The sequence below is a fragment of the Lactococcus garvieae subsp. garvieae genome, assembly GCF_029024465.1.
In the GTDB taxonomy this organism is placed as follows: Bacteria; Bacillota; Bacilli; order Lactobacillales; family Streptococcaceae; genus Lactococcus; species Lactococcus garvieae.
This window is the reverse complement of the sequence record NZ_CP118950.1, coordinates 1,743,227-1,767,836: the sequence shown is the minus strand read 5'-3', so window position 1 is coordinate 1,767,836 and position 24,610 is coordinate 1,743,227. Positions and strand designations below refer to the sequence as shown.

25 protein-coding genes and 1 riboswitch are annotated in these 24,610 nt (G+C 39.1%); of the genes, 16 read left to right on the top strand and 9 right to left on the bottom strand.

Translation table 11 applies throughout. The annotated features are described in order from the left end of the window. The first annotated feature begins 12 nt into the window (after positions 1-12). Both PYW30_RS08885 and PYW30_RS08880 read left to right on the top strand, forming a co-directional pair. Entirely contained in the window at positions 13-1,278 is a 1,266-nt protein-coding gene (locus tag PYW30_RS08885) for a UDP-N-acetylglucosamine 1-carboxyvinyltransferase (RefSeq protein WP_003133278.1), read from the top strand. 46 nt (positions 1,279-1,324) lie between these two features. Then, positions 1,325-1,540, top strand: coding sequence for a YdbC family protein (locus PYW30_RS08880; RefSeq protein ID WP_003133281.1), 216 nt, complete (start codon positions 1,325-1,327; stop codon positions 1,538-1,540). Between the two features lie 70 nt (positions 1,541-1,610). On the opposite strand, the gene PYW30_RS08875 is transcribed toward PYW30_RS08880, so the two are convergent. From PYW30_RS08875 to PYW30_RS08860, 4 genes are all read right to left on the bottom strand, one after another. Beyond that, positions 1,611-1,970: a DUF3397 domain-containing protein gene (locus PYW30_RS08875; RefSeq protein ID WP_003133283.1), complete on the bottom strand. Its 360-nt coding sequence runs from the start codon at positions 1,968-1,970 to the stop codon at positions 1,611-1,613. A gap of 108 nt (positions 1,971-2,078) precedes the next feature. Beyond that, a complete protein-coding gene (locus tag PYW30_RS08870; RefSeq protein WP_003133285.1) occupies positions 2,079-2,558 on the bottom strand; it encodes an aminoacyl-tRNA deacylase in 480 nt (159 codons plus the stop codon). A 12-nt stretch (positions 2,559-2,570) separates the two neighbouring features. Next, the gene (gene thiT, locus PYW30_RS08865; protein WP_042218459.1) at positions 2,571-3,107 is read right to left on the bottom strand and encodes an energy-coupled thiamine transporter ThiT; all 537 of its coding nucleotides are present in this window, start codon (positions 3,105-3,107) and stop codon (positions 2,571-2,573) included. 56 nt (positions 3,108-3,163) lie between these two features. Further along, a riboswitch (TPP riboswitch) is annotated at positions 3,164-3,262 on the bottom strand. 34 nt (positions 3,263-3,296) lie between these two features. Beyond that, a complete protein-coding gene (locus PYW30_RS08860; protein WP_042218457.1) occupies positions 3,297-4,085 on the bottom strand; it encodes a CPBP family intramembrane glutamic endopeptidase in 789 nt (262 codons plus the stop codon). Positions 4,086-4,162: 77 nt separating this feature from the next. On the opposite strand from PYW30_RS08860, the gene PYW30_RS08855 reads away from it, so the two are divergent. Together PYW30_RS08855 and PYW30_RS08850 are read left to right on the top strand one after the other, a co-directional pair. Then, the gene (locus tag PYW30_RS08855) at positions 4,163-4,939 is read left to right on the top strand and encodes a CppA family protein (protein WP_042218454.1); all 777 of its coding nucleotides are present in this window, start codon (positions 4,163-4,165) and stop codon (positions 4,937-4,939) included. Continuing rightward, positions 4,936-5,880, top strand: coding sequence for a serine hydrolase domain-containing protein (locus PYW30_RS08850; protein WP_042218452.1), 945 nt, complete (start codon positions 4,936-4,938; stop codon positions 5,878-5,880). Before PYW30_RS08855 ends, PYW30_RS08850 begins: the two co-directional genes overlap by 4 nt. A 73-nt stretch (positions 5,881-5,953) precedes the next feature. On the opposite strand, the gene PYW30_RS08845 is transcribed toward PYW30_RS08850, so the two are convergent. After that, positions 5,954-7,294: an amino acid permease gene (locus PYW30_RS08845; RefSeq protein WP_042218450.1), complete on the bottom strand. Its 1,341-nt coding sequence runs from the start codon at positions 7,292-7,294 to the stop codon at positions 5,954-5,956. 560 nt (positions 7,295-7,854) lie between these two features. Here PYW30_RS08845 and PYW30_RS08840 point away from each other — a divergent pair. The 4 genes from PYW30_RS08840 (at position 7,855) to dinB (ending at position 14,393) form a co-directional block, all read left to right on the top strand. Next, positions 7,855-10,965, top strand: coding sequence for a DEAD/DEAH box helicase (locus PYW30_RS08840; RefSeq protein WP_003133297.1), 3,111 nt, complete (start codon positions 7,855-7,857; stop codon positions 10,963-10,965). Positions 10,966-11,099: 134 nt separating this feature from the next. Beyond that, a complete protein-coding gene (locus tag PYW30_RS08835) occupies positions 11,100-11,729 on the top strand; it encodes a hypothetical protein (protein WP_003133299.1) in 630 nt (209 codons plus the stop codon). A gap of 50 nt (positions 11,730-11,779) precedes the next feature. Beyond that, entirely contained in the window at positions 11,780-13,111 is a 1,332-nt protein-coding gene (gene murC, locus PYW30_RS08830) for a UDP-N-acetylmuramate--L-alanine ligase (protein WP_042218448.1), read from the top strand. Between the two features lie 184 nt (positions 13,112-13,295). Further along, on the top strand, positions 13,296-14,393 hold the full coding sequence (gene dinB / locus PYW30_RS08825; protein WP_042218446.1) for a DNA polymerase IV: 1,098 nt from the start codon (positions 13,296-13,298) through the stop codon (positions 14,391-14,393). A gap of 93 nt (positions 14,394-14,486) precedes the next feature. Here dinB and PYW30_RS08820 read toward each other — a convergent pair whose 3' ends face one another. Continuing rightward, positions 14,487-14,996, bottom strand: a complete 510-nt coding sequence (locus PYW30_RS08820; RefSeq protein WP_232254528.1) for a prepilin peptidase — start codon at positions 14,994-14,996, stop codon at positions 14,487-14,489. A gap of 110 nt (positions 14,997-15,106) precedes the next feature. On the opposite strand from PYW30_RS08820, the gene PYW30_RS08815 reads away from it, so the two are divergent. Continuing rightward, positions 15,107-15,553, top strand: a complete 447-nt coding sequence (locus tag PYW30_RS08815) for a Dps family protein (RefSeq protein WP_003133306.1) — start codon at positions 15,107-15,109, stop codon at positions 15,551-15,553. A 37-nt stretch (positions 15,554-15,590) separates the two neighbouring features. Here the strand turns inward: PYW30_RS08815 and PYW30_RS08810 are convergent, their stop codons facing one another. The 3 genes from PYW30_RS08810 to PYW30_RS08800 are packed head-to-tail and all read right to left on the bottom strand — an operon-like array spanning position 15,591 to position 17,161. Next, positions 15,591-15,971 (bottom strand): rhodanese-like domain-containing protein, encoded by a 381-nt coding sequence (locus tag PYW30_RS08810; RefSeq protein WP_017368654.1) that lies wholly within the window; start codon positions 15,969-15,971, stop codon positions 15,591-15,593. Between the two features lie 19 nt (positions 15,972-15,990). Next, complete coding sequence (locus PYW30_RS08805) at positions 15,991-16,956, bottom strand: ROK family glucokinase (protein ID WP_003133309.1); 966 nt, start codon at positions 16,954-16,956, stop codon at positions 15,991-15,993. Further along, positions 16,949-17,161, bottom strand: coding sequence for a YqgQ family protein (locus PYW30_RS08800; protein WP_003133311.1), 213 nt, complete (start codon positions 17,159-17,161; stop codon positions 16,949-16,951). Before PYW30_RS08800 ends, PYW30_RS08805 begins: the two co-directional genes overlap by 8 nt. Before the next feature lie 320 nt (positions 17,162-17,481). On the opposite strand from PYW30_RS08800, the gene typA reads away from it, so the two are divergent. From typA to frr, 7 genes are all read left to right on the top strand, one after another. Further along, the gene (gene typA / locus PYW30_RS08795) at positions 17,482-19,323 is read left to right on the top strand and encodes a translational GTPase TypA (protein ID WP_003133313.1); all 1,842 of its coding nucleotides are present in this window, start codon (positions 17,482-17,484) and stop codon (positions 19,321-19,323) included. Positions 19,324-19,397: 74 nt separating this feature from the next. Beyond that, complete coding sequence (locus PYW30_RS08790; RefSeq protein ID WP_003133314.1) at positions 19,398-19,628, top strand: DUF3165 family protein; 231 nt, start codon at positions 19,398-19,400, stop codon at positions 19,626-19,628. Between the two features lie 45 nt (positions 19,629-19,673). Continuing rightward, entirely contained in the window at positions 19,674-20,609 is a 936-nt protein-coding gene (locus tag PYW30_RS08785; protein ID WP_014025404.1) for a class I SAM-dependent methyltransferase, read from the top strand. 84 nt (positions 20,610-20,693) lie between these two features. Then, complete coding sequence (locus tag PYW30_RS08780; RefSeq protein ID WP_042218440.1) at positions 20,694-21,887, top strand: acetate kinase; 1,194 nt, start codon at positions 20,694-20,696, stop codon at positions 21,885-21,887. Between the two features lie 118 nt (positions 21,888-22,005). Then, positions 22,006-23,199 carry an acetate kinase gene (locus tag PYW30_RS08775; RefSeq protein ID WP_042218438.1) on the top strand — a complete coding sequence of 398 codons (1,194 nt, stop codon included), beginning with the start codon at positions 22,006-22,008 and terminating at the stop codon, positions 23,197-23,199. 90 nt (positions 23,200-23,289) lie between these two features. Next, entirely contained in the window at positions 23,290-24,006 is a 717-nt protein-coding gene (gene pyrH / locus PYW30_RS08770; protein ID WP_042218435.1) for a UMP kinase, read from the top strand. 29 nt (positions 24,007-24,035) lie between these two features. Then, complete coding sequence (gene frr / locus PYW30_RS08765) at positions 24,036-24,593, top strand: ribosome recycling factor (protein ID WP_003133324.1); 558 nt, start codon at positions 24,036-24,038, stop codon at positions 24,591-24,593. Positions 24,594-24,610 lie beyond the last annotated feature (17 nt).

Below are 24,610 nucleotides of genomic sequence, written 5' to 3'. Positions count from 1 at the left end.
AGTAATAAATTTATGAAAAAAATAGTAATCAATGGTGGTAAAAGTATCTCAGGGAAGGTAACGATTTCTGGAGCTAAGAATAGTGTAGTTGCCCTTATTCCGGCAACGATTTTAGCTAACGATATTGTTACACTTGAAGGCGTTCCCGACATTTCTGATGTTGCAAGTTTGGTTGACATCATGGAAATCATGGGTGCAAAAATACAACGTGATACGGCTGCGGGTATTTTGACGATTGATACCCGTGAAGTGGTTTCAAAGCCATTGCCTTATGGTAAGATAAACTCTTTACGTGCCTCTTATTATTTCAATGGAGCGCTTCTTGGTCGTTTTGGGAAATCAACGGTTGGTTTGCCAGGAGGATGTGATTTAGGACCACGTCCTATGGATCTTCACGTTAAAGCATTTGAAGCTTTAGGAGCAGAATTATCTTACCTTGAAGATGCCATGCACCTTGAAGCTAAAGAAGAAAAATTACATGGCACAACTATCTATATGGATATGGTTTCTGTAGGTGCAACAATTAATACAATGCTTGCAGCTAGTACAGCAGAAGGTGTGACCATTATTGAAAATGCAGCACGTGAACCAGAAATTATTGATGTAGCCACTCTTTTGAATAATATGGGCGCAAAGGTGCGCGGGGCTGGCACAGATGTGATTCGTATTACAGGAAAACCAGAAATGCACGGTGCACGTCATACGGTCATTCCTGACCGTATCGAAGCGGGGACTTATCTTGCTTTGGCTGCAGCCATGGGAGATGGTGTCATCGTTGACAATGTTATCTACGAGCACCTGGAATCCTTTATCGCTAAACTTGAAGAAATGGGCGTACGCATGACTATTCGTGAGGACTCTATCGAGGTCCACCGCTCAGAAAACTTAAAAGCCATCAATATTAAGACAGTACCTTATCCTGGTTTTGCGACTGATTTACAACAACCGATTACACCGTTGTTACTGAAAGCGCAAGGACGTGGATGGATTAAGGATACTATTTATGAAAAACGTGTCAACCATGTGCCAGAAATGGCACGTATGGGGGCTACAATCTCAACTGTAGATGATCATATTATCTATGAAGCACCAAATAAGCTCCAAGGTGCTCACGTTCGCGCTACCGACTTGCGTGCAGGAGCAAGTTTAGTTTTGGCGGGGATTATTGCCGAAGGTACAACAACAATTGAAAATATTGAATTTATCCTGCGAGGGTACGACAGTATCATCGAAAAAATGACGGCTTTAGGTGTGGATATTCAACTTATTGAAGATTAATAGTGAAAAGTTAACGCTTTTTACGTATCATGCATAGGAGGTGTATATGGCTGATTTAAAATTTGAAATTGAGGAGCATCTTATTACTCTATCTGAAAATGCCAAAGGCTGGACAAAAGAACTTAACCGCGTGTCGTGGAATGGCATGGAAGCGAAGTATGATTTGCGCCAGTGGTCGCCTGATCATGAAAAGATGGGTAAAGGGATTACGCTGACAGATGAAGAATTTGCTGTTCTTTTGAAAGAACTCGGAAACAAATAAAAAAACCAGTTTTTCTGGTTTTTTTATTTGTAAATGAGATATAAAAAGAAAAACCATGGGGATGGTTCTTTTATCCATGCATGTAAATCATGACAATCATAGCGATGTAAAGAGCAAAAGTGATCACAAAAGTAATGCGCCAAAAAAGTTTAAAGAAACGTTTATATTTGAAGTCTTTAAAGTAGAACAAATCTAATAGCAACAAGACGAGAGCTAAAATGGAGATAATCAAGAAGTAGTAAGGCAAAATATTGATAGCAGTAAATTGCTCTGAAAAAAGTTGGAGTCCAAAAACTAAAAAGAGGACAAAAATATCAGGAATGCGAAGTTTTCGATTAGTCAATTGGCGAATACGTAAAAATTTAAAAGCGAAAACCAATACGATCCAGCTGAGAAGCGGATATAAGGTGGCAATAATCTTAGGTAACATAGCTTAATTTTAGCGGTTTTGACTGCTTTTGTAAAGCGTTATTTGTCGGAGCTATAACTCGAGAAGTAAAAATAAAAAGAAAAGCGAGAGTTAAGCTTTCCTTTTTATTTAAATTTCACGAATTTCGGCGAATTCGGCTTGCACAAAAGTGGCCAGTTCTTTTGGATTGAGCCGCACAGAACGGCCGACTTCACCAGCAGAGACAATGATTTTTTCTGCATCCAATGCGAGGGTATCAATATAGATAGGGAACCTTTTTGTTTGCCAAATACCGACAGGATTATTGGCGCCATGGATGTATCCAGTGGTCTTTTGCAAATCTTTTTGGGGAATCATGTGGACTTTCTTGTTTCCAGATACCTTTGCTAATTTTTTTTCGGAAAGATGCTCTGTTAGGGGAAGGATTCCTACGATTGGACCCGTTTTATCACCTATAAGGGCGAGTGTTTTATAAATATCGCGACGTTGGATGTCTTCAGGCATGAGCTCTTCTTCTAAAGCATTGAGAGCAAGCCCTTCATGGTTGACTTGGCCTTTGTCCAGAATTTGTTCAACTAGTGTTTTTTTCAGTTTCTTTTTCTTGCTCATGCGTTTATTATATCACTTTTTCGTGTGAAAAATCTGAGGGGCACTCTTGGAGAGGACCACAAGAACTAGAGCAGCAAGAGTTGCAGTTGCAAGCCCACTTATTCCATTGACAACAAATGAATAGGGAAGAGCACCCCAGCCTTTCCAAGCGTATTGTCCCCAAAAAATGACCCCAGCGACAAAGTGCCAAAAATATTTGATAAGGACACCGAGAAAAGCTACAGCAAAGATTGTACGTGTTTGGCTAGAGTCTTTTTTGCGCAAGATACCCGCTAAACCAAGAGAAAGAGGTGCAACGATATATTCAAGCAAGGTCTGTACCGGAGTCAAGATAGTGGCTTGACCTAACACAATCAGAAGTAGACCAAAAACAAGACCACCTGTCATGCCCCAAAAAACACCACGGCGTAAGGCCAAGACCAGTAAGGGAATAACCGCTAGCTCAAGATAAAAAACTTGAGCATAGTTTATCGAGATGAAACTCAAGACCAGAGCTAATGCAGCAGCAATAGCTGTTTCGGTAAGTTCTAAAACTTTAGAATTAGACATAAAAAAATCTCCTTTTGTTGGCACAAAGGAGGGTTAGAGAGAATTGAGGACAGCAGTCCCCTATACAAACACATTCCTACGCTGGTACGAACCAGATCAGGTCAAATGGTGTTTCTCAGCTCTTGGTTTATCCTAGAGCACCCATTGTGCAAATTTTTAATTTTACAATCTTAATATACCATAAGATGTTTACTTTATCAAAAATGTCATACTTATTCCCAAGAAATTCCAAGCCATATGGATGGCCATATTGAGGTAAAAATTTCGGTATTTAAAATAGAATGTGGTTAACACCAAGCTCATTGAACCATAGACAAGCCAACTGTAAAGATCTGTGGGACTGTGCATGCCTGCAAAAAGGAGAGCCGCTGTTAAGAAGGCTAGAATTTTATTTTTTGTGAAGAGGACTTCGAAAGGGCCCACACGGTAAGTGAGTTCCTCAAAGAAACCGGCAAAAATCGTTTGGACAGCAAAGATACCTAAAGGAATAACCTGAGCGAGACTATTTAAGGCCTCTTGATTTTCTGTACTTGCTTGTAAACCAAGCACCTGCGCTAAAATATTGACACAAAGTGAAACCAAGAAAAGAGAACCAAAGCCGAGTGCAATTTTGCCCAAAGGAAATTCTTTGACAGCGATCGGCGGAATAATATTTCGACGACGAGCAAGAAAGTAAGATAAGCCCAGAGCTACAAAGAAAATCACAAAAAAGATCACTTGATCAAGAGAAGAAAAAGCTCTTCCAGAATGCAGCTGGCTAATAAGTGATGTAGCAAAACTTGGCAATAAAGAAAGTATAAAGAAAGCAAGCCAGACTGATTTCTTATAAGTAAAAATTAAACTGATAAGGTAAAGAAGGAGACTAAGTCCTAACCATTGCCCCCAACCCGCCTGTAAAGAAAAAGGAAGGGCGAAGAGAAGAGCAGGAAGGATAGTCCAGGTCCAAGGTTTTTTAATAAGGTCTCGAAATTTAATCATAGAACAATTCTAACATATAATCATTGATAATTTGTATAAGTTTTAATAAAATATAAGAAGATAAATGGAGAATCAGAATGAAAGAATTCATAAATAATTTAGAAGTTTGCTTACCTGGCTACCGTGTACTCAATCGCGAAGATAATTTAAATTTTTACCGTGATGTGCTTGGCATGAAAGTCTTGCATGAAGAAAATGCAGAAGCTTTTTTGTCTGGACATGAAGCAAAGCAACCACGGTTAATCTTAGAGGAATCACCAGGTGTGGTTCCAGTTCAAGGTGTGAAAAAACATGGACGTACAGTCATCCAAGCTGATGAGGATGAAATCGAGCAGCTTTTGGCGCGAAATCTAGACCAAATCACACATCTTTATCAAGTAAAAGACAGTTGGGCTTTTGAAGCTGTTTCTCCAGAAAATGATGTTTTTCTGATGGTTGCTGTAAATGATTGGTCAGACTTAACAGAGGTTGCTAAAGCTGATGTTGACTTTGATGAGGGAGAATTTTCAGGATTATCCGATTTCGCTGTTAAAGAGGTGCAAATTAATATCGCTGAAAAGTCTATTATTTCAGAGTATGAAAAAATTCTCGGTGTAAAAGCTCAAGGTAATCTTTTAGATCTTTCTGGCTTGCATCTTGTTTTTTGCCAAAATGATGGTCCTGATTTGACAGCGAATATGGATGAAAAGCTTGACCTGATGCTTTTACGTTTTCAAGTGTCTCCATCCTTTGATTTGGCGCAGTTTGCGAATGATTTGCCTAATGAAAAATTGTACCTGGATAAAAAAGCAAAGACATTGGCTATTGACATCCCACAACACATGGAACTTTGGTTTACAAAGCAAGGCCTATGAAAAATGAAAAAGAATTTTTAACAACACTTGATGATTACCTGGCACAAGCCATTTTCCCAAGCTGCCATGTTGCTATTGTAGAAGGAGCAAAGGTTCAAGAGTTTGTTAGAGGCAATCAAGCAATACTTCCTCAAGTCGAACCATTGGTGGCAGGGAAAAAATGGGATTTAGCTTCCGTTTCAAAAGTTGTAGGCACAGGAACAGTTGTCATTAACTTCGTATTATCGGGAAAAATAAGTCTGGATGCTCCGTTTACGGATTATTACCCTGATTTTCATGATGAGAGTATAACATTGAGACAGCTTCTTACTCATACAACGGGTATAAATCCGTTTATTGAAAACCGAGACAAGTTAGACTTTGAAGCTTTAAAGGATGCGATTGACCATATCGAGGTGACGGAAGACAAAAGTTGCCATTACACCGATATTAACTTTATTTTATTGGGGTTTATGCTCGAAAATCTTTATGGTAAATCTTTGGATGAGATCTTTAAAGCAGAGATTTTTGAACAATGGAATATGTCTGAGACATCTTTTGGACCTGTTACCAATGCCGTACCTACAAGTCTGGATACGAAAGTGGGAACGGTTCATGATCCAAAAGCAAAAGTTTTAGGCACACACTGTGGATCAGCAGGGCTTTTTGCACCGATGAATGATTTGGTGAAATTTGTTCAAGGCTATTTTTCAGACACAAAATATTTGGCCCTACAGAAAAATTATGCAGCGGGTAAACGTCCGAGAAGTTTAGCTTGGGACTTTATACATGACCAATGGTTGCTGCACACAGGTTACACAGGGACTTTCATCCTGATGAACCTGGAAGCAAAAAAAGCAGTGATTTTTTTATCCAATCGTGTGCATCTAAAAGATGAGCGCGCACAATGGATTGCAGATCGCGATGTACTGATTGAAACACTTATAAAAAATTTAAGCTGACAGGATTGTCAGCTTTTTTTGTTAGCGTATAAAAAAACATTTTCCTTTGAGAGAGGAAAATGTTTAATATTTCTTAACCAATATTGTCTACAGGATCGTTCTTTTTACGATAACTTATCACTATAATAAAGTAAAGGAGTGCAGTGAAGAGGGTTACTCCGATAGGATTCGTTGTAAGGATGCCAAAGAAAATCAATAACAAAGCAATAAGCGCAATAAGACTCATGCTCATAGTCCCTAAAGCTTTGGTCTTGCGCGCCAATAAGAAGCCTGCAAGACTAATCAAGAACCAAACTAAAAGGACCGTGTAAGATAAAGAACCAGCGAGGTAGTTGAACAGGCTGTCTCCTAAGAAGTAAGAAAGAACAACACCAATATACAATGTTCCAGAGCAGAAGAGTACAGCTCTTTGAGGGACCTTGCTTTTATTTAAAGTAGCAATCTTTTGCGAAAGCTTCCCTTTATGATTTTTCAAACGGAAGAATAAAATCCTTGAAGAGGCATAAATGCCAGAGTTGATTGAAGAAAAGAGTGCAAGAATAATAATGAAGTTAATGATATCTGCCGCAAATGGAATATGCATTTTGTTAAAGACCATTACAAACGGGCTCATTGTTGATGTTGCCAAGTCGTTCCAATTGTAAATTAGGAGCAAGAGGAACATTGGGACGATATAAAAAGAAATGATACGTCCGATAACGCCTCGGATAGCGCGTGGAATAGCAGTTTTAGGATCTTCTGTTTCACTGACAGTAATGGCAATAAGTTCAGAACCACCATAGGAATAGATAACGATTAATAAAGAATTGATGACACCTTTAAGGCCGTGTGGTGCAAAGCCACCATATTTTGTCATTCCTGAAAATGCAGATATCAAGTTGGTATTAAAAATGTTTTGTGCAACTAAAATGACACCAAAAATAATAAGAAGAATGATAACGCTGATTTTAATAAAAGCAAGCCAGTATTCAGTTTCTGCAAAGAATGTGACGGACAGGAGGTTGATAAGTGACGTCAGGATAGCGATGAGTAAGACAAAAGTCCATGATGGAATATGAGGAAACCAAAGCTGTATAAAGCTAGCAGCAGCGACAGCTTCGGCAATGATATTAATCATCCACAGTGACCAATACACCCAGTCGGTAAAGTCGGCCGCATGGTTACCCAGATAAGGTTGCACCAAGCCTGAAAGGCCATGCGGTTCATCTGAGTTGAGGACTAATTTTTCTAAACTCTTCATTACGAAGAATAAAACCACACCTCCGATGAAATAAGAAAGCAGGACAGCAGGACCAGCAGATTCAATAGCAGAAGCGCTCCCTTTAAAGAGGCCAGCCCCAATTGCTCCACCAAGAGCAATCATAGTGATGTGGCGTGTTGCCATTCTCTTTTGTAAATTTTGATTATTTTCCAATTATAAGTTCCTCTCGTTATAAAAATATATATTTTTAATTTAGAATTCTAAGTCAAATCAAGTCTCCTCTCATTTTATTGTCACGTTCCAGTAGCAATAAGCGATAAAAACAAATTAAAAAAGATGCCCAAAGGGACATCTTTTTGCCCCTTTTTGACCAACGCCAAAGAGGACTCACACCTTTACTTTCCAGTACTTAGTGTGAGCCCATAATCAACAACAAAACTGTGTGATAAGCGTTAATCATTTTTGAGCCTCTTCATTTTAATAGTGTAAAGTATAATACAAATAATGCAAAAATTCAAATTTTTGCACAAATTAAAAAATTAAAACTGGACTTTAAAAAATTTTATGTCAAAAGGTTTTTACATTGAAATATACAGAAGAAATGAAGGTATAGAAAAAATTTTTATTGGAGGCTGCTCTCCTATTTTTTATTAAGGAATTCGTGAAAAAAAGAGCGAAATATGATATAATATATGCACATTTTAAAGGGATTTAGAAGAAAAAATAGACGGAGAGTTGGTGCAAAAAGGCATCAAAAATAGGATAAAGATAAAATGAGCAGAATGATGCCAGCACGTGTACGCAGTGAAGGAATAGCCCTGTATAGTCAGGGGCTTTTAATTGATCCGTCAATAGAAGATTTTAAACTTTCTGCAGAGGTTGAAGGAGAACAAGTAATTTACGATCTGGATGGGGCGCAGGACTATTGTTCTTGTGCTGACTTTCAGCGTAATCATCGCTATTGTAAACATATTGCTGCAGTAGAAGAATATCTCAAGAATGAAAACAAAGAAATCGAAGACGATAAAAAGAATATAGAAAAAATTGAGTTGGTAGCGAATGATGAATTGACTGCCAATGCTGCCTTTTTGGATGCCCTGAATGGGGAAACACAAGTTAATTTTGGAGCAGAGCAATTCTCGATGGAAGTGCATGTTGAAGATAATTCGCAACTCTATGATGTTTTTTCTATGGATTACTTCATGTATTTTGACTTACGCTTATACAGTGAACGCTTAGGTAGAGCCTATGTGATTAAGGATATTCCCTATTTTTTGAGAACATTGCAAAACTTTGGGCAATATTCACTTGGCGCCCTTCATTATGTTGATCTCTTTTTTGATAATTTCGATGAAGCGAGTCAAGACTTTTTGAATTTCTTGCTTAAAATACATGGCAAACTTGATGCCCAAATGGCCAATCAACTGTATATTAAAAATGGACGTTACCTCAATTTTCCATATCTTTTTATTGAAGAGGCAATGGATTTGGCCTCTAACTTGTCACGTTTTAGCTTGAGATTATCGGGCGCACTGATTAATTATTTTACCTTTGTTACTCTTGATGAGGATTCAGAGATTTTTAAATTTAGTGTGACAAGCCAAAGAGACTTTATTGAGTTAAAAATCGAAGATAATGCCTTCAGTTCCTTTTACAGTGGCTCCCTTTTATACTATAATCATGTCTTTTATAAGGTTGACCATGAACAAAAACGTTTGTTGCAGCTGATTCAAAAAGAATTAGAGGGTGAAAAACATAATCAATTTTCATATATGGACAAGGACAAAGTAGCTCAAGCCCTGCAACAACTTTCTACTGTAGGTCAGATCTCAGCTCCTGAAAATTTTGTTATTCGTCCCTTTACACCGATTTTTAACTTTGCTAATCCTGATGGACAAAATATAGAACTTTCCGTTCAATTTGACTATGGCAATTTTAAGGTGGAACACTTCCATGAATTAGAAACGCTCGAGTTTTCACGAGACTTACGCCTAGAAAATAAGATATTTACGCTTATGGCTCGTTTTGGTTTTACACGCTCTTTTACAAGTTCGGTGACCCTTTCGGCACAATTTGCAGAAACTTTCTTTATCAAAATCCTGCCCCAATTCCAGAAGCTAGGTCAAGTGAAATTATCACCAGGACTAATGGACATGAAGGTCGATGAAGTCCCTGAAATCATGATTGATCGTCGAGGAGGCTTGTTGGATATTGCCTTTGAAATGCCGAGCATCGGCGAGAATGAATTTGCAAATGTTATTGCACAGCTGCAAAATAATGCGGAATATTATGTCAGTGAAAATGGAAAATTATTTATCTTTGACCAGAAGTTCAGTGAGTTGAAATCGGCTTTACGAGAACTTGATGATAATTTTACCATCAGTGGAACGAGCTTAGAAGTCAATGTGACACGTAGCTTCCAAGTTTCTAAAATATTCGAAAACATTTCAAGCAGCAATTTTTCGAATGAATTTAAAGCTTTCTATGAACACTTGACACACCCAGAAACCTTCCCCTACGAAAAACCTGAGCATGTTAAAGCAGAACTGCGAAGTTATCAGGAAACAGGGGTCCGTTGGATGTCTATGTTGACGCACTATCATTTAGGTGGTGTTTTGGCAGATGACATGGGTCTGGGTAAAACAGTACAAGCAATCACCTATTTACTTTCAAATCTAAAAGAAGAGGAAACAGCCTTAGTCACTGCTCCCGCCAGCCTTATTTATAACTGGGCCAGTGAGTTTGAGCAATTTACCGATACGGTAGATTATGTAGTTGTGGACGGTATGAAAGCCGATCGGGATGCATTGATTCACGGGAAACATCAAGTTTATATCACAAGTTACGGAAGCTTCCTTAAGGACTTCGATGATTACCAAGACAAGCAGCTTAATTATCTTCTCTTGGATGAAGCACAAGCTGTGAAAAACTACAGCAGTAAAACAAATAGAGCACTTAGTCAGCTGAATGTTGAGCATACTTTTGCTTTATCTGGAACACCTTTGGAAAATCGCTTAGAAGAAATTTGGGCCATTTTCCAAGTCGTAATGCCCGGCTTTTTACCGAAACGTGAAACATTTAATAAAATGTCACCAGAAGTTATTGCACGCATTATCCACCCATTTATTATGCGCCGTAAAAAAGAAGAAGTTCTGACAGAGTTGCCGGATAAGATGGAAATGACCTTACGCAATAACATGGTTGAAGAGCAAAAACTCTTGTACTTAGCACAGTTAGAATTGATGCAACAATCTGTTCGTCAAATGGACAGTGCCAGTCTTAAAAAATCACGTATTGAAATTTTGGCAGGAATTACACGACTCCGTCAAATATGTAACACACCGGCACTTTTCATGGACAACTATGAAGGGGGTTCTGGAAAGCTAGACAGTTTGATGGAGCTTTTAGAGCAAGTCAAGGCTTCTGGTCATCGTCCTTTAATTTTTTCACAGTTTACCAAGACTTTCCCTTATATTGAAGAAGCCATGGAAAAATTAGACCTCACAGCCTATAAGTTAACAGGCTCAACTCCAGTTAAAGAGCGCTTAGAAATGGTTCAAGCCTTTAATGCTGGGAGCCGTGATGCCTTCCTCATTTCGCTGAAAGCGGGTGGTGTAGGTCTTAACCTCACAAGCGCCGATGTTGTCATCCTTGTCGATCTCTGGTGGAATCCTGCAGTTGAAGAACAAGCTATAGCAAGAGCTCATCGTATGGGACAAAAGAGTACTGTTGAAGTCATTCGCTTGATTACCCAAGGAACGATTGAAGAAAAAATCATGGAAATTCAAGAACGTAAGAAAGATTTGATTGCCAATGTTTTAGACGGTGATGTGATTGACAAGACACTCAGCGAAGCAGAAATCAGAGAAATTTTGGGACTATAACTTTAAAAATCGCTGGAAATGCGATATAATAATAGTTGAAACACTTACCTAAGAAAAAAATAAGATTAAACAAACTTTTCAAGGAATGTAGAGGAAAAGTTTCAAGACAAACAAAAAATTAAGTAGGGCAAGCAATGAACGAAGGAAGAAGAGTCGTATTTCCAATCATCGATGATGATGAAATGCTTGAAAAAGACACACGCGTTATCATGACAAATTCACAACTGATTACTAAGAATCCTAGTCAACAAGACGAGGCTTCTTTTGGTGGTGTTCAAATGTCTGATAAAAAACGCTCAGATGTCTATAAGCCAATAAAGACAAAGGTCAGTTATAGCACTCAACATCGTCCATTAAATAGCAATCATAGTGGGTACAGTTCTTTTGATAAAATGCCTAAAAAAACGAGTGTGGATGAATCAAAAGAAAAGGCTAAAAGAGAAGCAGCGGTACCTCCTAAACGTCCGAAAGGCTATGTTCACCCACTAGAACGTGATAAAGATGATTTTTCTTTGCGCCGTTCATCAGCAGTGCTTAACGCAGCGAAACCTACATCAGGCGAAAAGAAGACAATCGAACAAAAACCGATGTCTCCAAGACGTCCGGCCACTAATAACCCGATTCGGGATATGAAAAAACGTGGTTTAAACCTCGATGAAGCTATTATTTCTGGCTCTCCTCAAAAAGGGGAAGACAAGACGAAAACTGCAAAAAATGAGTATTTCGATAACAAACGAAAGAACTTGTTTGATCGCGGACTTTAAATAAAAGAAGGAGAAAAGATTTCAGTTCCGACTGAAATTTCTTATTTATCATGGAAAAAGTATATCATTTTATAGGAATTAAAGGCTCAGGCATGAGTGCACTCGCTCTTATGCTCCACCAAATGGGTAAAAAAGTTCAGGGTTCGGATACAACTGACTATTATTTTACACAACGTGGACTTGAAGAAGCGGGTATTCCTATTCTTCCTTTTGACGAGAAAAATATTACACCAGAAGTTGAGTTGATTGCGGGGAATGCTTTCCGTACCGACAATAATGTAGAAATTGCTTTTGCTGAAAAAAACGGCTTTGATTTTAAACGTTACCACGAGTTTTTAGGTCATTTCATGGAAGATTTTATCAGCGTTGGTGTTGCGGGAGCACATGGTAAAACTTCAACGACAGGGATTCTGGCACATGTCATGAAAAACGCTGTGGATACGTCCTACTTGATTGGTGATGGTACAGGACGTGGAAATGCGGACAGTGAGTATTTTGTTTTTGAATCAGATGAATATGAACGTCACTTCATGCCTTACCATCCAGAATATACAATTATTACAAATGTTGATTTTGACCATCCTGATTATTTCCAAAATATTGATGATGTGGCCTATGCTTTCCAAGACTATGCCCAAAATATTAAAAAAGGTATATTTGTTTTTGGTGAAGATCCCTATTTACGTAAAATTACAGCAGATGCGCCGATTTACTACTATGGTTTTGAAGACGGTGATGATTATCAAGCAAAAGACATCATCCGCTCAACACGTGGCTCATCTTTCGATGCTTATTTCCGTGGCGAAAAAATCGGTCACTTTGTAGTTCCTGCTTATGGGAAGCACAATATTGCGAACGCCTTAGCAGTGGTTGGTGTGACCCATCAGCTTGGCTTGGATATGAATGATATTGCTGATCATTTATTGACTTTCTCTGGTGTAAAACGCCGTTTTACAGAGAAAAAAGTTGGGGAAACAATTATTATTGATGATTTTGCCCATCATCCAACCGAAATCGAAGCAACAATTGATGCGGCACGTCAAAAATACCCAGACCGTGAAATCGTAGCTGTTTTCCAACCCCATACATTTACACGTACAATCGCCTTTGCAGATGAGTTTGCTCAAGTCCTTGATTCAGCAGATACTGTATACCTTGCTGAAATTTATGGCTCTGCGCGTGAAGTTGACCATCATGAAATTACCGCACAAGATCTTGCAGATAAAGTCCGCAAGCCTGCTCGTGTTATTTCTGTAGAAAACGTTTCGCCTTTATTAGATCATGATCGTGGTGTCTATGTCTTCATGGGTGCTGGAAATATCCAACAATACGAAGCAGCATTTGAAGACTTGCTCATTCAGTTGACAAAAAACACTTTGTAAAAAACAAAAAAACTTCCTCAATGGGAAGTTTTTTAATTTGTGAAAAGAGCAAATGAAGAATTAAAAAGTGACCATCATTATCCAGGAGACGAGCCTCATTAAAAAGTGATGGCTCGTTTTGCATAGTTAGACACCACAATCTGTAAATCCATACCCCTTATCAGCTCTATGATATAATAAAAACATGTTAACATTTCCACTGGTCAATGATACATCACGAAAAATCATCCATATTGATATGGATGCCTTTTTCGCATCAGTAGAAATACGGGACAATCCAGAATTAAAGGGAAAGCCTGTGGTTATTGCCCGGAATCCCTTGGAAACAGGTGGACGTGGCGTTGTTTCCACGTGTTCCTATGAAGCTCGTGCCTTTGGGATCCACTCGGCTATGAGTGCAAAAGAAGCTTACGACCTCTGTCCACAAGCTGTTTTTATCAGTGGAAATTACGAAAAATATCGTGCCATATCAGAACAAGCGCGTGAAATTTTTAATCGCTATACTGATGAAGTGGAAGCAGCGTCCATTGATGAAGCTTATCTTGATGTCACTCGAAATAAGATTGGATCGACAAGTGCGATTAAGGTGGCAAAACTTATTCAGCATGATATTTTTGTGGAGCTCGGTTTGACTTGTTCAGCAGGAGTTTCCTACAATAAATTTTTAGCAAAAATTGCTTCGGATTATGAAAAGCCTCACGGGTTGACCGTCATCCTTCCGGAGGCGGCAAAAGATTTTCTGGCAGAGCTACCGGTGGAAAAATTTCACGGTGTGGGCAAGGCTACTGGAGCAAAACTGCATGAATTGGGGATTTTTACAGGTGCTGAGATTCAAGCAGCTGACCCCTTACTCTTGGCAGAACGCTTTGGGGTTTATGGCTGGAATCTTTTTTTGAAAGCCAATGGTATTCATCATGCTCCAGTGGTCACAAGTCGTCAAAGAAAGTCCGTAGGTAAAGAAAGAACTTACAGCAAACTCCTCTATAATAGTGAGGACATCAAGAAGGAACTCACCAACCTCTCGGAACGCGTGTCTACTAATTTGAAACGTCATCAACTTCTGGGTGATACAGTTGTGCTAAAGTTGCGTTACTCTGATTTTAAGACAATTACGAAACGCAAAAAGCTTCCCGAGAAGATAAATGAAGCAACCACACTGGCACATGTGGCTCAGGATTTACTGGAAGAGGTTGATTATGACGAAACACTAGGGGTACGACTTCTTGGAGTCACCCTTACAGGATTCGGGGCAGAAGAATTACGATTAGATATGCAAGACTAAGAAAAGGAATAAAGGGAAGCTTTTTCCTTTTTTTGATGAGTAAAAAGCACAGTCCAAACACACAAGCCAGTTGGATAAGTAGAAGCATTTCCACTAAGGATAGAGAAAAAGATGCAAAGAAAAGCCATAGGAAGTCTCCAGCACCAATCCCAATATTAATAAAAAAAGAAAACAAGCAAGAGCGAGCCAGAAATAGCTGATAGGACCGGTAGGGAAGAAAATAAAGAAACAAACAGTAAAGCCTAAACCAATATTTAAAGGATAAGAGTGAGTATCAATATCAAATTTGCTCAAAAGCAAACTCATGAGGAGGATTAAAAAGTGTAGTAAGTCTAAATCAAACCAAAGTGCGCCAAAAAGAATTCCGGAAAGAAATTCTAAGATAAAATAATGATAAGAAAATTTTTCTCCGCAAAAAGCACATCTACTTTTAAAGATAAATTGAGAGATTAAAGGAAGAAGTTGCCACCATTTGAGGACTGTTTGGCATGAACTACATTGTGAACGCCCATAAATAATCGAGGCCCCTGTACCCCAGCGGTCACTTACTAGACCGAGGAAAGAGCCAAATATGGTTCCGATAATGAAGAAAATTATAAGCATATTTATTAACACGATTAAAAGAGAAAAATCTCACAATCTTAAGCAGAATATTTTATAATTGACCTCTTTTTTTATATAATTGTAATAGAAATAAAAAATTGGAGGTTTCTATGTCTAAGGAAAAAACACAAGAAGTTTTGAATCAAACAGTTGCAGATTTATCTCAAGCAGCAGCACTTGTACACCAAACACACTGGTATATGCGTGGTTCTGGATTCTTGACTCTGCATCCTAAAATGGACGAGTTCATGGATGGACTTAATGAGCATTTAGATGAGTTCGCTGAACGCTTAATCACCATTGGTGGTTCACCAGTTTCAACGCTTAAAGAGTTTGATGAAAAATCAAAAATTGAACTTCAACCAGCCACTTGGGACAAATCAATGTCTGAACGTTTGCACGGTGTCTTGGATACTTACAAATACTTGGCTAAACTTTTCCAAGAAGGCATGGATATTGCTGAATCTGAAAATGATGCAGTTACAGTTGACCTTTATACAGTTGCACTCGGAGATGTTGAAAAAACAATCTGGATGCTCGAAGCAGAACTTGGATAATAAAAAAGACCTTACATATACGGTAAGGTCTTTTTTATTATCCGTTTTTAATTTTTCCAGGCCAGTTGTTCAAGCCAGTTTTAAGAATATAAACTTCTGGTACGCCAGCTTTTTTGAGTTGTTTAGCAACTTTGACTGAAGCCGTTGGTTTACCATTTTCATAAAGTAATACTGGTTTCTTTTTGTTGATTGCGTTCAAACTTTGTTCCATTTGAGAAGCAGGCAAATTACGAGCACCAAGGATGTGTTTTACTCGAAAATCTGCTGCTTCGCGGACATCGATAAGTTGAGAAGTAGCCATCAAACGTTCAAATTCAGGTGCTTCAACTACTTTGGCGTTACGTTTGAGTGTCCAACGTGGGTAGATGAAGAAGACGACAATGAGGGCTAAAAGTATAAAGTCAATGATCCAGATCATTTAAGTTCTCCTAAGATTATTATTTGAATTTTAAAGCAAGGCTTGCGGCACCGATGATACCAGCATCATTACCGAGCTCAGCAAGTTTGATTTTTGTAGAGTCACGTACTGTTGAGAACGAATATTTTTGGAAATAAGTTTCAACTTTAGAGCGGAGAAATTCTCCAGCAGCAGAAACGCCACCACCGATGACAATAGCGGCAGGATTTAGGGTACTGCCAAGGTTAGCACAAGCAAAACCAAGGTAATAAGCAAACTTATCCACAACGCTCAGTGCAAAAGCATCACCTGCTTCTGCGGCAATGAAGATGTCTTTTGAAGTTACTTCGTCACCATTGTCGATGCTCGCTTTAATTTGGCTGCTTCCTTCGTATTCTTCAGCGAATTTTCTTGCAAGGCGCACAACGCCAGTAGCAGAAGTGACTGTTTCTAAGCATCCATGGTTTCCACAAGTGCAAGCAAAGCCATCATGTGGTTCTACCACGATATGCCCAATTTCACCCGCAGCGCCAACAACACCGTGAATGAGATTTCCATCAGCAACAATACCACCGCCAACACCAGTTCCTAAAGTGATAAAGACAACATCGGGTTGATTTTCACCAGCTCCGACCCAGCGCTCACCTAAAGCTGCAACATTTGCATCATTGTCAAGAATGAAGGGGAGGCCGACACCTTCGCTAATAGGCGCACCGACTTCTTGAACATCTGCCCAGTTAAGATTAAAGGCACCGCGGACAGTAGCAGCTTCAATATCTACTGTACCAGGCGTTCCCATTCCAATACCAATAAAGTCAGATTTATCTAGGTTGTAAAGATTTAAACGGTGATTGATAGATTCAATGATATCAGGGACAATATGTTTCCCATCACTGAGAATATTTGTCGGGATAGCCCATTTGTCTTGAACTTCACCTTCAAGTGTCAAAATACCGAACTTGATAGAAGTTCCGCCGAGGTCAATACCAATAATTTTGTTAGCCATTTAGTTTTTCCTTCTCAATTCTTTCTTCACGACGTAAAATAAGTTGGGCTGTGAGGTATTCTTTATCACTTTTCTCAAAAATCCCCTGCTCAACCATATTTGTAAGTTCCTGTTGCATAAAATAAATCGCATCTAAGCGATTGGTCATGAAATTAATAAAACCGTATTTTTTTAACAATTCCTGTACATCATAAAGTGTTTTCATTGTTCTATTTTACCGTAACTGTAAGCGGTTTTCAAGTGTCGATAAGTTTTTAAGCGACTTTTTACTCCTTATTTTTCTTAACAAACGGTGAACTTGTTTGAACTATTTCAAAATTGTAAACTAATTTTCATAGTAGGAAGTGTGTCTAATTTATTAATTTTATCCCTTAGAAAACTTGTAAACGCGTGCATTTTCGCCTTTGACAAAAAGTGTGCTATAATAAATCTGATATATTGTTTGGGCGCACCATAAAAGCTAGCGTTCAAGCTACGGAGACGCGATTTCCGTATGAATTTTTCGAAAGAATAGGTAGAAATAAATTGACTAAATTACGCGAAAACATCAGAAACGTTGCGATTATTGCCCACGTCGACCACGGTAAAACAACTTTGGTTGATGAGTTGCTTAAACAATCACAAACGCTTGATGCCCGTACAAACCTTGCTGAACGCGCAATGGACTCTAACGCCCTTGAACAAGAACGCGGGATCACAATCCTTGCTAAAAATACAGCCGTAGAATATGGCGATACACGCATCAATATCTTGGACACACCAGGACACGCGGACTTCGGTGGAGAAGTAGAACGTATCATGAAAATGGTCGACGGTGTTGTTCTTGTCGTGGATGCTTATGAAGGTACAATGCCTCAAACACGTTTCGTGTTGAAAAAAGCTTTGGATCAAAACTTGACACCAATCGTTGTCGTGAATAAGATCGATAAACCATCTGCACGTCCACAAGAAGTTGTAGATGAAGTTTTGGAACTTTTCATCGAACTTGGTGCCGACGATGACCAATTGGACTTCCCAGTGGTTTACGCTTCAGCTATTAATGGATCATCTTCATTGAGCGATGATCCCGCAGATCAAGAAGCAACAATGGATCCAATCTTCAATACAATCATCGAACATATCCCAGCTCCTATCGATAACTCTGACGAACCATTGCAATTCCAAGTTTCTCTCTTGGACTACAATGATTTCGTGGGTCGTATTGGTATTGGACGTGTTTTCCGTGGAACAATTAAAGTTGGGGACAATGTAACCTTGTCTAAACTTGATGGTTCAACTAAAAACTTCCGTGTAACAAAACTTTTTGGTTTCTTTGGTCTTGAACGTCAAGAAATCACTGAAGCAAAAGCGGGTGACTTGATTGCTGTTTCTGGTATGGATGATATCTTCGTTGGTGAAACTGTTACACCAACAGATGCCATCGAACCGTTGCCAGTTCTTCACATCGACGAACCAACACTTCAAATGACTTTCCTTGTAAATAACTCACCATTCGCAGGTCGCGAAGGGAAATGGGTCACTGCACGTAAAGTTGAAGAACGTTTGCAAGCAGAACTTCAAACAGACGTCTCACTTCGTGTTGAAAATACGGATTCACCAGACAAATGGATCGTTTCAGGTCGTGGAGAATTGCACTTGTCTATCCTTATCGAAACAATGCGTCGTGAAGGTTATGAACTTCAAGTTTCACGTCCAGAAGTTATCGTTAAAGAAATTGACGGTGTAGAATGTGAACCATTTGAACGTGTGCGTATTGATACACCTGAAGAATACCAAGGTTCAATTATCCAAGCTCTTTCAGAACGTAAAGGGGATATGTTGGACATGGAAATCACTGGTAATGGTCAAGCACGTCTCGTCTTCTTGGTTCCAGCACGTGGTTTGATTGGTTTCACAACAGAATTTATGTCAATGACACGTGGATATGGTATCATGAACCATACCTTTGACCAATATATGCCAATGGTTAAAGGAACAATCGGTGGACGTAGCCGTGGTGCCTTGATTTCTATGGACCAAGGTTCTGTAACCTCTTATGCTATGGGATACGTACAAGAGCGTGGTGTTCTCTTTGTTGAAGCAGGAACAGAAGTTTATGCAGGTATGATTATCGGTGAGCACTCACGTGATAATGACTTGACTGTTAACGTTACAAAAGCTAAACAACAAACAAACGTTCGTTCATCTAATAAAGACTCAACTTCAGTGCTTAACGCTTCTAAGATCTTGTCTCTTGAAGAATCATTAGAATTCTTGGGTGATGACGAATACATGGAAGTAACACCAGAATCAATCCGCTTGCGTAAACAAATTCTTGACAAAGCAATGCGTGAAAAAGCAACGAAAAAGAAAAAAACTGCTGAATAATATATTTCACAAGGAGCTTGAAACAGCAGAGGGATTAGAGGAAAGACTAAGAAGCCAAAAATAAGGAGAAAAGCATGTTTTATCTGATACTTTTAGTTTTATTTGCCTTGGGCTATATCTTTTTAATGCCAAAGGATGTGAGAAGAAGTACGGATATCTTTGTTTTTGCGTCGGTGTCTGTCCTCATCGTGGCTGTAGCCATCGGTCAAGCGGTCAGTCACCGTGCTGCCTTATATGAAATCGCAATGGTGATTGCTCTTTTAGCTCTCGCTGTTAAGGCTCTTGTGGAAATTGAAAAATTATAAAATAAGAAATAGTTTGTCTCGGGCAGACTATTTTTTGGAGGTTACATGGATATAGAGAAAATCGAAAAAGCCTTTGGATTGGTTCTTGAAAATATTATGGCAATTCAAGCGGAGCTTTTGACGGATTTTTATGATGCTTTTGTGGAACAAAATGCAGCTTACTTAGGCGCTTTAGAGTTTGCATCTCTGACGAAGGAAAATAATGATAAGGTTCGTTCAATGAACCTCACGAAAAGTGAGTGGCAAAAGCTGTTTCAGTTTGTCTTGCTTCAAGGGTCACGTGTCGCACCAATGCAAGCAAATCATAATTTAACACCAGATTCTATTGGGTTTATCTTTAATTTTATCATTGAAGAGTTGCACAAAGAAAGAAAGATTCGTGTACTAGAATTTGGCTCAGGAACAGGGAATTTAGCGGAAACGCTCTTGGTTCATATGCAAAAAGAAGTAGACTATGTTGGTTTTGAAGTAGATGACCTCTTGTTGGATTTATCCGCTTCAATGTCAGAAGTCATGGGAACAGAAGCAAGTTTTCTCCAAATTGACGCCGTGAAACCACAGCCCTTGGAGTCTGTAGATGTTGTGATGAGTGATCTCCCGGTTGGTTATTATCCAGACGATGAAACTGCTCGCCATTTTCAAGTGCATGACAAATCAGAACATACCTATGTGCACCACTTAATGATTGAGCAATCCTTTAAGTATCTGAAGGAGAGTGGTTTTGCGCTCTTCTTAGCTCCAGATAATCTTTTGACAAGTGCACAGTCAGAATTTTTGAAGGCTTGGATTAAAGAACATGCACATGTTGCTGCAGTCATTACATTGCCTTCATCACTCTTTAAAGGTGCAGGAAAATCGATTTATTTATTAAGTAAAAACCAAACAAATACACCAACTTTTGTTTACCCCTTGGCTGATTTAGCAGACCGTTCTATTTTGCAAGAATTTATGTCTGAGTTTGTGAAAAATGTCAAGATTTGACCAAAAACTCTTGGCCAGTCACTGCCTTCAAATTGGTTTTGTGATATAATTTAAGAGAAAATTAAAAGAAGAAGGATAGATAAAATGACAAAAACTCTTGCGGTTAATGCTGGTTCATCATCAATGAAATGGCAAATGTATGAAATGCCAGAAGAAAAAGTTCTTGCAAAAGGTTTGATCGAACGTATTGGCCTGAAAGATTCAGTAACAACAGTAAAATTTAACGATCAAAAAGAAGAGCGTGTGTTGGATATTGTAGATCATACACAAGCGGTTCATATTTTACTTGAAGACTTGAAACGTTTCCATATTGTTGAAGAATTTGCAGAGATTACAGGAGTAGGTCACCGTGTTGTCGCTGGTGGAGAGTTATTTAAAGAATCTACGTTGATTGATCAGGAAGTCCTGAAACAAATTGAAGAGCTTTCACCACTTGCTCCCCTTCATAATCCAGCAAATGCTGCTGGCATAAAGGCCTTTTTGGAGTTGTTGCCCGAGGCAACAGCAGTAGCCGTGTTTGATACAGCCTTTCACACAACAATGCCAGAAAAAGCTTTCCGTTATCCATTGCCTAAAAAATATTACACTGAAAATGCAGTACGTAAATATGGAGCTCACGGGACTTCACACATGTTTGTGGCACAAGAAGCTGCAAAAATGTTAGGTAAAGATATTAAAGATACAAAAATTATTACCGCTCATATCGGTAATGGGGGATCAATCACTGCTGTAAAAGGTGGCAAGTCTATTGATACTTCAATGGGCTTCACACCCCTAGCAGGTATTATGATGGGAACACGTACAGGCGATATGGACCCTTCTGTTTTCCCTTATCTTATTGCTAACGATGCTTCACTCAAGGATGCTCAAGACGTTGTGAATATGATGAACAAAGAGTCAGGGTTATTTGGTGTTTCTGGTTTGTCCTCTGATATGCGTGAAATCATTACTGCGCGTGATGCTGGGGATGCGGATGCAGCATTAGCATTCGAAATGTATGTTGATCGTATTCAAAAATTTATTGGTCAATATTTGGCTGTTTTGAACGGCGCGGATGCGATTGTATTTACGGCCGGTGTGGGTGAAAACTCAGCTCCAGTACGTGAAGGAGTCTTAAAAGGCTTGTCATGGTTTGGTATTGATGTTGATCTCTCTAAGAATGTGTTTGGCTTTGAAGGGGAGATGTCAACACCAGAATCACGTGTCAAAGTTTTCGTTATTCCAACGGATGAAGAGCTTGTTATTGCACGCGATGTTGAAGCTGCAAAAGCGAAATAAAATAAAACGGCGAGTAAAATGCCGTTTTTTTAATATTTCTTTTAAGATATTTTTTAAAGTTATGTTATACTAGTAAGACAAAAAGAAAACACTTACATATTGAAGGGATTTTTAAAATATGGAAAAAACACTCGCTGTTAACGCTGGATCATCATCACTAAAATGGCAACTTTATGATATGCCAGAAGAAAAAGTTATTGCTAAAGGTATTTTTGAACGTATTGGTTTGAAAGATTCTATTTCAACAACAAAGTTTGATGATCAAGTGCATAAAAGAGAGCAGGATATTGTTGACCATCGTCAAGCAGTCTTGCTTTTGATGGACGAGTTGATACATTTTAAACTCATTAGCAGTTTCCGTGAGATTACAGCCATTGGTCACCGAGTAGTTGCGGGCGGAGAATTTTTTAATACCTCTACTGTCATCACTCCTGAAGTTTTAGAAGAGATTAAAAACCTTTCAACTTTAGCCCCTCTCCACAACCCAGCAAATGTGCTGGGGATTGAGGCTTTTAAACGTTTGCTTCCAGATGCGCTTGCTGTAGCTGTTTTTGATACAGCCTTTCACACGACATTGCCAGAGAAAGCTTTCCGTTACCCAATTCCAACAAAATACTATACCGACTATGCTATTCGTAAATATGGTGCGCATGGAACTTCACACATGTACGTGTCACGTGAAGCAGCAAAAGTTTTAGGAAAACCACTCGAAGATTTAAAACTTATCACCGCTCACATTGGTAACGGTGCTTCGATTACCGCTATAGAAGGCGGAAAGTCTATTGATACTTCAATGGGCTTCACACCTTTAGCTGGTGTGATGATGGGGACACGTTCTGGCGAAATGGATCCTTCTGTAATTTCTTATATGCTTGAAAGTGATCCTAGCCTACGCTCAGCGCAAGATGTTATAGATGTGCTCAATAAAAAATCTGGCTTACTTGGTGTATCAGAGTTTTCAAGTGATATGCGTGATCTAGAGGAAGCACGTAACTCAGGCGATGAAAAAGCTATCCTCGCCTACGAAATGTTTATTGATCGGTTGAAGAAGTTTATCGCACAGTACTTTGGTGTCCTTAATGGAGCAGATGCGCTTATCTTTACAGCGGGTATTGGGGAAAACGATACCGATGCGCGTCGCGATATTGTAGCCGGTTTGTCATGGTTTGGGATGGAAATCAATCCAGAAAAGAACGTCCGCGGGGCGAATGGCATCATTTCTACTCCAGAATCACGTGTTAAAGTTCTGGTGATACCAACAGATGAAGAATTGGTTATTGCGCGTGATGTTGAAGCTGCAAAAAATAAATAATCTTGTTAAAAGACCATATGGTCTTTTTTTCAGCTAAATTTTATGGTAAAATAGTAGGGATAAAAAAGAATAGAGAAGAGATAGGTAACTATGGCTGATATTAAATATAAACGCGTACTTTTGAAACTTTCTGGCGAAGCTTTAGCTGGGGAAAAGGGGGTTGGAATTGATCCTGAAACAGTGAAAAAAGTTGCTGAAGAGCTCAAAGAAGTATATGCTCTTGGTGCAGAAATCGCCATCGTTTGTGGCGGCGGAAACATCTGGCGCGGCGTGACCGGTGAAAAAATCGGTATGGAACGTGCCCAAGCAGATTATATGGGCATGCTAGCTACTATCATGAACGGCTTAGCTCTTCAAGATACACTTGAAGCACTTGGCGTACCTACCCGTGTTCAAACAGCTATCGAAATGAAAGCTGTCGCAGAGCCTTACATTCGTCGTCGTGCTGAACGTCACCTTGAAAAAGGCCGTGTCGTTATTTTCGCGGGTGGAACAGGTTCACCTTACTTCTCCACAGATACAACTTCAGCACTTCGTGCAGCAGAAATTAATGCGGATGTTATTTTAATGGCTAAAAATGGTGTCGATGGCGTCTACAATGCCGATCCAAAACTTGACGACACAGCAGTTAAATTTGACAATCTTACACACATGGACGTTATCACAAAAGGGCTTCACGTTATGGACTCAACGGCTTCAACAATGTCAATGGACAACCACATTCCACTTGTTGTCTTCAACATGAATGAATCTGGAAATATTAAACGTGTGGTTCAAGGTGAAGAAATCGGAACAACAGTAGAATAAAATAGATAATAAAATAAAAAGGAAAAATCATGGCAAACGAAATTATTGATAATGCAAAAGAACGTATGAATAGCTCATTGAACAGCTTGCAACGTGACCTTGGTCACATCCGTGCAGGTCGTGCCAATGCAAGCTTGCTTGACCGCATCTCTGTGGACTACTATGGCGCGCCAACACCACTGAATCAAATGGCATCAATCACAATCCCAGAAGCGCGTGTGTTGATGATTACACCATTCGATAAAACAATCTTGAAAGATATCGAGCACGCCTTGAATGCAAGTGATATTGGAATCACACCAGCCAATGATGGTTCAGTTATTCGCTTGGTTATTCCAATGTTGACAGAAGAACGTCGTAAAGAGCTCGTTAAAGAGATGGGCAAATACATCGAAGGTGCAAAAGTTGCGATTCGTAACATCCGTCGTGATGCTATCGATACAGCGAAAAAACAAGAAAAAGCTAAAGAAATCACAGAAGATGATTTGAAAGTACTCGAAAAAGACATTCAAACTATAACAGACAATGCTGTTAAAGAAGCAGATAAAATGGCTGCCGAAAAAGAAAAAGAACTTTTGGATGTTTAAGTTTGTATCGTCATTTG

Excerpts from the sequence above, each read along its gene's own strand:
- dinB (WP_042218446.1), top strand. The coding sequence starts at position 13,296 with ATGTTAACATTTCCACTGGTCAATGATACATCACGAAAAATCATCCAT.
- PYW30_RS08780 (WP_042218440.1), top strand. The coding sequence starts at position 20,694 with ATGACAAAAACTCTTGCGGTTAATGCTGGTTCATCATCAATGAAATGG.
- PYW30_RS08880 (WP_003133281.1), top strand. The coding sequence starts at position 1,325 with ATGGCTGATTTAAAATTTGAAATTGAGGAGCATCTTATTACTCTATCT.
- PYW30_RS08840 (WP_003133297.1), top strand. The coding sequence starts at position 7,855 with ATGAGCAGAATGATGCCAGCACGTGTACGCAGTGAAGGAATAGCCCTG.
- PYW30_RS08805 (WP_003133309.1), bottom strand. The coding sequence starts at position 16,956 with ATGGCTAACAAAATTATTGGTATTGACCTCGGCGGAACTTCTATCAAG.
- thiT (WP_042218459.1), bottom strand. The coding sequence starts at position 3,107 with ATGTCTAATTCTAAAGTTTTAGAACTTACCGAAACAGCTATTGCTGCT.
- PYW30_RS08875 (WP_003133283.1), bottom strand. The coding sequence starts at position 1,970 with ATGTTACCTAAGATTATTGCCACCTTATATCCGCTTCTCAGCTGGATC.
- PYW30_RS08790 (WP_003133314.1), top strand. The coding sequence starts at position 19,398 with ATGTTTTATCTGATACTTTTAGTTTTATTTGCCTTGGGCTATATCTTT.
- PYW30_RS08775 (WP_042218438.1), top strand. The coding sequence starts at position 22,006 with ATGGAAAAAACACTCGCTGTTAACGCTGGATCATCATCACTAAAATGG.
- PYW30_RS08870 (WP_003133285.1), bottom strand. The coding sequence starts at position 2,558 with ATGAGCAAGAAAAAGAAACTGAAAAAAACACTAGTTGAACAAATTCTG.
- PYW30_RS08885 (WP_003133278.1), top strand. The coding sequence starts at position 13 with ATGAAAAAAATAGTAATCAATGGTGGTAAAAGTATCTCAGGGAAGGTA.
- PYW30_RS08855 (WP_042218454.1), top strand. The coding sequence starts at position 4,163 with ATGAAAGAATTCATAAATAATTTAGAAGTTTGCTTACCTGGCTACCGT.
- PYW30_RS08810 (WP_017368654.1), bottom strand. The coding sequence starts at position 15,971 with ATGATCTGGATCATTGACTTTATACTTTTAGCCCTCATTGTCGTCTTC.
- murC (WP_042218448.1), top strand. The coding sequence starts at position 11,780 with ATGGAAAAAGTATATCATTTTATAGGAATTAAAGGCTCAGGCATGAGT.
- pyrH (WP_042218435.1), top strand. The coding sequence starts at position 23,290 with ATGGCTGATATTAAATATAAACGCGTACTTTTGAAACTTTCTGGCGAA.
- PYW30_RS08815 (WP_003133306.1), top strand. The coding sequence starts at position 15,107 with ATGTCTAAGGAAAAAACACAAGAAGTTTTGAATCAAACAGTTGCAGAT.
- PYW30_RS08785 (WP_014025404.1), top strand. The coding sequence starts at position 19,674 with ATGGATATAGAGAAAATCGAAAAAGCCTTTGGATTGGTTCTTGAAAAT.
- frr (WP_003133324.1), top strand. The coding sequence starts at position 24,036 with ATGGCAAACGAAATTATTGATAATGCAAAAGAACGTATGAATAGCTCA.
- PYW30_RS08850 (WP_042218452.1), top strand. The coding sequence starts at position 4,936 with ATGAAAAATGAAAAAGAATTTTTAACAACACTTGATGATTACCTGGCA.
- PYW30_RS08800 (WP_003133311.1), bottom strand. The coding sequence starts at position 17,161 with ATGAAAACACTTTATGATGTACAGGAATTGTTAAAAAAATACGGTTTT.
- PYW30_RS08835 (WP_003133299.1), top strand. The coding sequence starts at position 11,100 with ATGAACGAAGGAAGAAGAGTCGTATTTCCAATCATCGATGATGATGAA.
- PYW30_RS08860 (WP_042218457.1), bottom strand. The coding sequence starts at position 4,085 with ATGATTAAATTTCGAGACCTTATTAAAAAACCTTGGACCTGGACTATC.
- PYW30_RS08820 (WP_232254528.1), bottom strand. The coding sequence starts at position 14,996 with ATGCTTATAATTTTCTTCATTATCGGAACCATATTTGGCTCTTTCCTC.